The sequence below is a fragment of the Sphingosinicella sp. genome (assembly GCF_052387495.1).
GTDB lineage: Bacteria > Pseudomonadota > Alphaproteobacteria > Sphingomonadales > Sphingomonadaceae > Allosphingosinicella.
The window spans coordinates 1-8,968 of sequence record NZ_JBQTJC010000209.1; the positions used below are offsets into that span (position 1 = coordinate 1).

Genomic DNA, 8,968 nt, shown 5'->3' on the forward strand with positions numbered 1-8,968 from the left:
GATCGACGTCCTCGATGCTCGCCGCGGAGAGGCCGAGATTGGCCGCCGGCCGCGCTAACCGCTCGGGCTCTATTGCCAGGTGATGGGTGGCGCGATTTGCTTCCCCATCGAACCTGGCGCGGCGCCGCGCGACGCCCTCCGCGGACGTGTCGTACGTTGGCAGCCGGAGCGTACGCCCCGGAGCGGCCATCCCACCGAACTGAGCGAAGTCCAGGCCGATCCAGAGCCGCCCAACCGGCGCGGCGCGCATCGCGTGGCGGGCAAGATGATCGACGTCCTCGATGCTCGCCGCGGAGAGGCCGAGATTGGCCGCCGGCCGGCGGAGCATGGCCTCGACATCTTCATGGGCGAAGCCGCGCGCGACGCGCGACGTGCCGAGGAACGCCTCCTGCGGCTGGCGCATAACTGCCAGCACATCACGCGTCTCGTCGCCAAGCCGCTTCATGCCCGGCGCGCAGAGCCGAGCACCGGGCAATTGGCCCAGCGGATCGACCAGCCAGGTGGCAAGCAGCAGCGCCGCCGCTGCAATAGCGACCGTGCCGAACAGCCAGGCCAGGGCCGATGTCGCGCGGGCGTCAGAACTGGACATAGATGAACCGTCCGCTTTGCTCGAGCATCAGGAGAATCGCGACGACTGTCAGCCCCCCCGCGACAGCCCAGGCTCGATTGAACTCGAACTGCACCCACGGCGCGGCGGGGCGGCGCGGCGGATCGGGGCGCGGATCGATCGCCGTCCAGTATCGGCGAAAGAAATCCTGGGCGTCGGGCCATCCCCAGATGAAGGCGGCGGCGATCGCGGCGATCAGCCAGTCGCGGGCGACCAGCGCGGTGCTCGGGCCGGGCAGCCCGTTCCAGGGCAGCAGCGCGCCGTAAACCTGTTCGGCGGTTTCCAGGTTCGGCGCCCGGAACAGCGTTCCGATCAACACGCTGGTGAGAAAGGTGAGCAATATGGCGACGATGCGGCGCGCGCCCTTGGGATTCGCCACGCCTCGCCGCCATTTGCTGCGGTAATGAACGAGCAACAAAATCGCAGCCTGGAGCAGCCCCCAGATCACGAACGTCCAGCCCAAGCCATGCCACAGGCCCGAGAGAATGCCGGTGACGGCGAGCGCCCCGGCCACGGGCAGCCTTGCGTGGCGCACCAGCGGCAGGAAGACATGAACCCGCATGAACATGACGAAGGTGATGTGCCAGCGCCGCCAGAGGTCGAACCGATTGATCGCGTTCAAAGGACGATCTAAATTTATCGGCAGCTCGATGCAGAACATCCGGCCCAGACAGATCGCCATTTCGTCATAAGCGGAGAAGTCGAGAAAGAGCTGGAGCTGGAAGGCGACGATCGCGAACCAGCTTTCGATCGTCGTCGCGCCGGCCAGCGCCTGGGCTTCGAAGACCCGCTCGACCGGCCCTGACAGCGGATCGGCGAGCAGCACCTTCTTGGCGAGGCCGAACAGGAAGATGGCGAGACCGACGGCAAAATCGGTTCGCGTGACGCGGACCAGCGCGCCCGCCTTCAGCTGCGCCTCGACTTTGTCGAAGCGGACGATCGGCCCCATTACCAGCTGCGGGAAGAAGGCGACGAAAAAGAGATAGTCGAGCAGGCCGGGACGAACGACCTGCCTTTTGTAGCAGGCGACGACGAAGCCGATCTGCTGGAAGGTGACGAACGACAGAGCGAGCGGGATCAGGATTCGCTCGCTCGAGAGAAAGCCGTCTTCCGCCGGGTCTTCGAGCGCGAGAAGCTTGAAAATGAGCAGGAGCGCGAGGTTGAACGCGACCCCGGTCCACATCGCCGCCCGGCGCGGCGCGCGGTTCCGCAGAGATTCGCCGCCGAGCAAGAGGCCCGCGCTGAAATTGCCCGCCATGGAGAGGGCCAGCACGCCGAGATTGCCCAGGCCCGACACCCCATAGAAGAACAAGGAGGCCGCGATCAGCAGCGCCTGGCGCAGAGGAGCGGCGCGAGGGCCGCGAAGCGCGTGAAACGCGGCGACGGTGAGCGGCAGGAAAAGCAGCAGGAACTGCCAGGCGGTGAAGTTCATCCGCTAGGCGGCGACGGATTCGGCCAGCCGCGCACCGCCCCCATGCGCCTCGAACCATGCGCGCGCGCCGGCGCCCGCGGCGGCGATCGCCGCGTCCTGCTGGCCGCGCGTGACGGCGCGGTCGATGACGAGGTCCAGCGCCTGCCGGCCGTGCGCCGCGTCGGCGGTCTCATGGACCGCGAAGAAGGCGAGGTCGCGCTCGGCAAAGCCGTTGTCGCGCAGCGCCCGAAAGAAGGCGCCCGACGTCTCGGCGAACCTGAGCTCCTGGCCGACCAGCAGATAGGCGACAGCCTCGAGCCAGCGGCCCGCCGCCAGCATCGCCCGTCCTTCGCCGGTCGCATGGAGCGGGTCGCCGCCCTCGTCGCCCTCGGCGTCGCAGGCCTTGACGAAGCGCAGTGCCAGCGCCGGATGGGACTGATCGGGCCGCACGACGAGGCCGCGGTCGCGGCGGAGCACGGCGCCTTCCTCTTCGAGCAGATTTTCGAGCAGGATCAGGCGCGCCTCGGGGTCCGGCGCCGTCTCCACCATCTCGGCGATGCTGGCGCAGAACAGCTTGGCCGACAAATAGGTCGAGCGCGCGTAGCGCCGCATGAAGCTCGCCGGGCAGCGGCCGCTCGCGATCAGGCGGTAGAAGCGGGTCGCGCCGTAGGGCCAAGCGTCGATCGCGGCGCGCAGCCGGCGCTCAAGCTCCTCCCGGTCCAGCGGCTCAATAGTGGAATTCATTGGAAAGAATGCTTTCAAACATAGGCTCGACCATAGCCTCGGGCGTTACCCGCCCCCGCTCCCGGCTGCCGAGATCGGGCCATTGCGTCAGCTGGATGCCGACCTTGCCGAGACGATAATCGCGACTAGAACCGCCCTCGGCCGTCATCCTAAGCGCGGGCGAACGGGGCGGCAGCGCCTCGCGCAGGCGGTCCTCCAAATCGTCGAGGGTGAATGGCTTGCCTTCCATATGCCGACCGGTCGCGCCCACCGACCGGAAATGGATGTCGCGCACACCCCGGGCGAGCATCCAGCCAAGAAACTCGGGCAAATGGAAATCGTTGACGCCGGGCACGAGGATCATGCCGACAGTCACATTCATCCGCTCGGCGATGGCGTTTTCAAGCCCCTCTCGCTTGCGGTCGGCGCAGGGCATGCCGTCGATCGCCTCGTAGAGCTCGTCGCGAAGGCCGCCATTGGCAGAATAGTGGATCGTGCGCAGCCCGGCGCTCTTGAGCTCCGCGACGTAGGACCGCCGCCCGAGCTTGAGCCCGTTGGTCAGCAGCACCGGGATGTGGCCGAGCGCGCGCACCCGGGCGATGATCTCAGGCAGGTCGCGGCGCACGGTCGGCTCCGCGCCGGCGAGACGGATGCGGGTCCGGCGGGGCAGGCGCCGAAGCACGCCGTAGAGCCATTCCACCGGCAGATCGGGCAGCTCCCGCACCGGAATGTAGCAATTGCGGCAGGCCATGTTGCAGCGATGGGTGAGGTCGACGAACAAGGTGCCGAACGGCGAATCCTCGGGCGGGAAGCGGGTCCCCGAGCTGCGGTGAGCCCGCCGCAGCCGCTCCAGTGCTTCGCCGGCCGTCGGCTCGATTCTGAGCTCGTCCAGAAGCATCGTTTTCCCCCGCTGCCCGGCCCAGCATCGACGGAAGAGGGCCAAAAGGCAAATGCGAGACCTAAGCGGGCGGCGCCGCGCCGCTCGCCTCGGCGATCGTCCGATTGCTGGCGCGGAGCTTGGCCTTGAGCGCCGTGGCGAAGCCGTGCTCGACGGCGCGGCGGATGTCTTCGTGCGCCTCGACATAGGGGCGCAGATCGTCGGCCGGCGCGCACCAGAAGCGGGCCGGGCCGTTCAGGACCACCGTGGCGCTGGCGACCTCGCCCGACAGGACGGTGAGCTCGCCGACCAGGTCGCCGGCGCGGCAGGTGCCGACCCGTGCGCCCGAACTCATCACCCGCGCCTCGCCCTCGGCGAGATAATAGAGATGCTCGACCGGCTCGCCCTCGCGGGTCAGCACGTCGCCTTCCTTGCCGTTCAGCCACATGCCCTGATCGATCAGATGCCGCGCCTGGGTTTTGGAGAGACCGGCGACGAGGCCGTCGAGCATGCCTTTCTCCTCGGCGCTGAAGCGCACGTCGCGGCTCTCGTAGAGGTTGCGGCCGAGCAGATAGAGACAGGCGAGGAGCAGCAGGCCCAGCCAGATCGCGCTTGCGAGGTCGCCGATCCAGAGCGCTCGGCCGAGCCCGCTAAGCGCAGCCAAAGCGATCAGCAGCCGCAAGGTGAAGGGCCGCGCGACGAGTACCGCCGCGAGCAGAAGCGCATAGCTCAAGTGCAGCAGCAAGGCGTCGGCCGGCGGCAATCGTGTCCCCGTTGGTCGTTTGGGAAAAGCCCGGCGCCACCATGCGCCAATCCGGGCCCGCGGAAAAGACCCCGGCGGGCGCGTTGCATCCGGTTCAGGCTTGTCCCACTATGGAGGTTCCGAGACGGCCGGCGCCCCGGGCTCGTGCGCCGGCTCCCATCGAAGACGGAGAGACGAATCGTGAAGAAGAGCATTTTTCTGGCCGGCGCGGCCCTGATCGCGCTTGGCACGACCACGGCGTGCACGACCGCGACCCCCGACGCTGCGGCCCCCGGAGGCGCGGCGAGCGTTGCAGTTCCCGATAACATCCTGCTCGCAGACTGGGCGGGCCCCTATGGCGGCCTGCCGCCGTTCGACCGGGTGACCCCCGAGCTCTTCTCGCCCGCTTTCGAGTTCGCCATCGCCGAGCAGCGGCGCGAGATCGAGGCGATCGCGAACAATCCGGCCGCGCCCACCTTCGCCAACACCGTGGAGGCGATGGAGCGCGCCGGCCGGCGGCTCGACCGCGTCGGCTCCGTGTTCGGCGTGATGACCAGCAATATGAGCACCCCCGCCTATCAGGCGCTGCAGCGCGAATGGGGGCCGCGGCTCGCCGCCGCATCGGACGAGATCAATCTCAATCCGGCGCTCTTCCAGCGTATCCGCTCGGTCTATGAGGCGCGCGAGAGCGCCGGGCTCAGCGCCCAGGAGCAGCGCGTCGTCACCCGCCTCTACGAGCAGTTCGTCCGCCGCGGCGCCAATCTCAACCCGGAGCAGAAGCAGCAGCTTTCCGCTTTCAATCAGGAGCTGGCGCGGCTGTTCGCCCAGTTCAGCCAGCGCCTGCTCGCCGACGAGCAGACCTTCATCGTCGCCACCGCGGCGCAGCTCGGCGGCGTGCCCCAGGACGTGCGCAACGCGGCGGCGGCGGCGGCGCGAGAGCGCAACCTGCCCGAAGGCCAGTTCGCGATCGTCAACACCCGCTCGGCGGTCGATCCGATCCTAACCTTCGCCGACGACGAAGCGCTGCGCGAGCGGGTCTGGCGCGCCTTCGTCAACCGCGGCGACAATAATGACGCCAACGACACCAACGACACGATCCGCCAGATCGTCCGCATCCGCGCCCAGCGCGCTCGCCTGCTCGGCTATGAGAGCCATGCCCACTGGCGGATGCAGGACACGATGGCCGGCACGCCCGCGCGCGCGCAGGAGCTGATGATGCGCGTCTGGCCCGCCGCCGTCGCGCGCGTGCGCGAGGAGGTTCGCGACCAGGAGGCGGTCGCGCGCCGGCTCGGCCACAACCCCCGGATCGATCCCTGGGACTATCGCTATTATATGGAGAAGGTCCGGCAGGAGCGGTTCAACCTCTCGCAGGACGAGATCAAGCCCTATTTCCAGCTCTCCAACATGATCGAGGGCATGTTCCACATGGCGGGCCAGCTTTACGGCCTCCAGTTCCGCGAGAATACCGGCCAGGTGCCGGTCTTCCATCCCGACATCCGGACCTGGCACGTCACCGATCGCGAGGGGCGCGACGTCGGCATCTTCTACGGCGACATGTTCGCCCGCACCGGCAAGCGCTCGGGCGCCTGGGCGACCACCTATCGCAGCCGCTCGGGCCTGTTGGGCGAGGACATCGTGCTCGGCTCGAACAACAACAATTTCACCAAGCCGGGCCCCGGCGAGCCGGTGCTGATCAGCCTCGACGACGCCGAGACGCTGTTCCATGAGTTCGGCCACGCTATCCATTATTTCCTGTCGGACGTGCACCATCCGAACCTGCTCGGAACGCCGCGCGACTTCGTCGAATATCCGAGCCAGGTGCACGAAAACTGGCTGCTGACACCCGAGATCCTCAACCGCTTCGCGCGCCACTACCAGACCAACCAGCCGATGCCGCAGGAGCTGGTGCAGCGGATCGAGGCCGCCCAGCAGTTCAACCAGGGCTTCGCCACGGTCGAATATCTCTCCTCGGCCCTGGTCGACATGGCGCTGCACATCCGCCCGGACGGCGAGGTCGATCCCGACGCGTTCGAGCGGGAGACGCTGGCGCGGATCGGCATGCCGCACGAGATCGTCATGCGGCACCGACTGCCGCAATTCGGCCACCTCTTCTCGTCCGACGCTTATTCGGCCGGCTATTATTCCTACCTCTGGTCGGAGACGATGGACGCCGACACCTGGGCCGCGTTCGAGGAAGCGGGCAATGTCTGGGATCCGGCGACCGCGCGCCGCTTCGCCGAAATCCTGCTTTCGACCGGCAACGAGACCGACCGCGCCGCGGCTTACCGCGCCTTCCGCGGCCGCGACCCGGACGTCAACGCGCTGCTGAGAAAGCGGGGCTTCCCGACGGAGTGAAAATGTCCCGGCCGAGGCCGGGGCATTGCTACTGATCGATCGGCGCTGCCGCGACGAGCAGGTCGAGCTGCTCCTGGCACTCGTTGCGGATCAGGGTCGCGGCGACGCCGGGCAGGTCGCCCGGGATCGGCCCGATCAGCTTGACGCGAACCTGGGTGGGCACGGCGACGCCCGGCTGGCTGAGGCTGTATTCGGCGCCGTCGGCGATCTGCATCGCGGCCGGCCAGGCCAAAGTCGCCTGCCCGGCGGGCCAGTTGACCTGCTGGGAGGCGCCGCCGGGGCCGCCGATCGTCAGGCTGCCGCTGCGCGTCGCGTCCGGTCGCCACAAGGTCGCCTCGGCCGCGCTCGGCAGGCAGACCGTGCCGCCCTGGCTCGCGTCGATCTGCCAGATCGAGGTGCTCGGATTGGACGGGAAGATGGCGGCGCTGCGGACCGCGCCGACCCGGGCGCGCTGGCCGTTGGCGGCAACGACCGTGCGGGTTCCGGCCTGGGCCTGCGACAGGTTGACCGCGCCGGCGCCGCGATAGGTGCGGGTGCCGCGACCGTCGAGCACGACCAGCACGTCGTTGGCGCGCAGCGTGACCCGGCTATTGTCCGGCAGCGAGCGGCCGGGCGGATAGGTCGCCGCCGACGGGCCGGAGGAGCGCACGACGAGAATGTTGGCGCTCGCGGCGGTGGCCGCGCTGGCGAGAATGGCCGTGAGGGCCAGGCGAAGAGCGTTATTTCGAACCAAGGACAAAATGACCTCCCGGACCGGCTTCACCGATCCTGTATACGAATAACCCCAATGCCGCATCCGTCTTGTGCGCATCGGCGATTGCCTGAAGCTGAACGAGCGCCTCTCCGTCGCCGCCGTCGAAGCGAAGCCAGAGCGCGTTGAGCCGACCGCGCAGCTCGGAGTCCATGCCAGGCACGGGCTCCCAGACCTCGACCGGCGTCGCCCGTCCGCTGACCACGATCCGCCCCATCGGGCGGAAAACGTCGAACGTCGTTCCCGCTTTCGCCTCGCTGCTTACCAGCGCGGTCGTCCTGAGCTGCTTGTTGGCGGATTCGAGCCGGGCGGCGGTGTTCATCGCGTCGCCCAGAGCGGTATACTGGATGCGACCCTCGCCGCCGAAATTGCCCACCACCGCCTCGCCATGGTGGAGGCCGACCCGAGTGACGCCGATCGGCGGCAGATCTGGGTCGGCGCCTTCCGCGAACAGATTGCCGCCTTCGTACATCGTGATCGCCGCCTTGAGGGCGCGATCGGCATCGTCGGGGCGGGCGATCGGCGCGCCCCACAAGGCGACCACCGCGTCGCCGACGAACTTGTCGATCGTGCCGCCATGGGCGAGCACAATCTCGCTCATCTGGTCGAGATAGCGGTTGAGCAGGGCGGAGAGCTGCTCGGGCGAGACGGCGTGGGAGAGCTTGGTGAAGCCCTCGAGGTCGGTGAACAGGGCATAGATCGGCATCCGCTCGCCGTGGAGCGAGAGCTGGTCGGGATCGCGCATGATCTCGCGCGCCACGTCGGGCGGGAGATATTTGCCGAGCGCCGACTGGGCGAAGCGGCGCTGCTCCGAGCCCACCGCGCGCGCCGCCGCGCCGACTCCGACGAAAGCGAGCAGCCAGCCGACGCCCCAGCCGAAGGCGGGCAGGCCGAGCGTCTCGACGTCGAGCCGCTGGAGCAGGAAGGGGAGGCCGCCGATCAAGGCGAGCTGCACCACCAAGGCTGCGCCCAGCCGCCAGCCGCGCTCGATCAGGCTGGCCAGCGCCCCTGCGCCGACCGCAAGCACGGCAGCGAGCCACATAGTCCACGGCGGCGGTCGGGTCGGCATCCGTCCGTCGAGCTGCTGGTCGAGCATCTGGGCGTGGACCTCGAGGCCCTTCATCCAGCCGCCGCCCTCGAAGCGGGTCATCGGCGTCTCGAAATCGTCGAGATCGTTGATGTCGCCGCCGATCAGCACGTAGCGGCCGGCGATCCGGTCGCGGAACGCGGCCTCGATGATCGGCCGCACCTCGGCCGGCAATTCCTCGATCGCCGCCAGCTCCTCGATCGAGATTTTGGGGAAGCGATCGCCTTCCGCGGGCAGGCGGAAGTCGATGCTCCCGGCATGGTCGCGGAACGCCGGGTTTTCGCTCGTCATCGCGTTGGCGAGCGAAGGCGGCAGGCCGGCGCGCGCGCGGGTCCACCGCCGCATCACCCCGTCGGCCTGGTCCGGCTCCAGGAGGATGCTCGCCGGGCGGACCTGGCCGGGGCCGATTCGGCGG

General features: G+C 68.6%; 8 protein-coding genes. 1 reads left to right on the forward strand and 7 read right to left on the reverse strand.

The genetic code is table 11. The features are described 5' to 3' along the window. The 5 genes from ACT4N8_RS11665 to ACT4N8_RS11685 all read right to left on the reverse strand — a co-directional run. On the reverse strand, positions 1 to 589 hold a 589-nt coding region (locus ACT4N8_RS11665; RefSeq protein ID WP_444858296.1), incomplete at its 3' end, for a hypothetical protein. Then, complete coding sequence (locus tag ACT4N8_RS11670; protein WP_444858297.1) at positions 576 to 2,039, reverse strand: MBOAT family O-acyltransferase; 1,464 nt, start codon at positions 2,037 to 2,039, stop codon at positions 576 to 578. The genes ACT4N8_RS11665 and ACT4N8_RS11670, both read right to left, overlap by 14 nt. A gap of 3 nt (positions 2,040 to 2,042) precedes the next feature. After that, positions 2,043 to 2,762 carry an iron-containing redox enzyme family protein gene (locus ACT4N8_RS11675; RefSeq protein WP_444858298.1) on the reverse strand — a complete coding sequence of 240 codons (720 nt, stop codon included), beginning with the start codon at positions 2,760 to 2,762 and terminating at the stop codon, positions 2,043 to 2,045. Further along, positions 2,746 to 3,639, reverse strand: coding sequence for a radical SAM protein (locus ACT4N8_RS11680; protein WP_444858299.1), 894 nt, complete (start codon positions 3,637 to 3,639; stop codon positions 2,746 to 2,748). The genes ACT4N8_RS11675 and ACT4N8_RS11680 overlap by 17 nt, the downstream gene beginning before the upstream one ends. A gap of 61 nt (positions 3,640 to 3,700) precedes the next feature. Next, a complete protein-coding gene (locus tag ACT4N8_RS11685) occupies positions 3,701 to 4,381 on the reverse strand; it encodes a cyclic nucleotide-binding domain-containing protein (protein ID WP_444858300.1) in 681 nt (226 codons plus the stop codon). Between the two features lie 180 nt (positions 4,382 to 4,561). Between ACT4N8_RS11685 and ACT4N8_RS11690 the strand changes: the two genes are divergently transcribed. Beyond that, the gene (locus ACT4N8_RS11690; RefSeq protein ID WP_444858301.1) at positions 4,562 to 6,715 is read left to right on the forward strand and encodes a M3 family metallopeptidase; all 2,154 of its coding nucleotides are present in this window, start codon (positions 4,562 to 4,564) and stop codon (positions 6,713 to 6,715) included. 28 nt (positions 6,716 to 6,743) lie between these two features. Here the strand turns inward: ACT4N8_RS11690 and ACT4N8_RS11695 are convergent, their stop codons facing one another. Both ACT4N8_RS11695 and ACT4N8_RS11700 read right to left on the reverse strand, forming a co-directional pair. Then, on the reverse strand, positions 6,744 to 7,454 hold the full coding sequence (locus tag ACT4N8_RS11695) for a hypothetical protein (protein WP_444858302.1): 711 nt from the start codon (positions 7,452 to 7,454) through the stop codon (positions 6,744 to 6,746). After that, positions 7,435 to 8,968: adenylate/guanylate cyclase domain-containing protein (locus tag ACT4N8_RS11700; protein ID WP_444858303.1), on the reverse strand; the 1,534-nt coding region annotated here is incomplete at its 5' end. The genes ACT4N8_RS11695 and ACT4N8_RS11700, both read right to left, overlap by 20 nt.

Bases quoted from the DNA above. Each gene is read 5' to 3' on its own strand.
- ACT4N8_RS11670 (WP_444858297.1), bottom strand. From the start codon at position 2,039: ATGAACTTCACCGCCTGGCAGTTCCTGCTGCTTTTCCTGCCGCTCACC.
- ACT4N8_RS11675 (WP_444858298.1), bottom strand. From the start codon at position 2,762: ATGAATTCCACTATTGAGCCGCTGGACCGGGAGGAGCTTGAGCGCCGG.
- ACT4N8_RS11680 (WP_444858299.1), bottom strand. From the start codon at position 3,639: ATGCTTCTGGACGAGCTCAGAATCGAGCCGACGGCCGGCGAAGCACTG.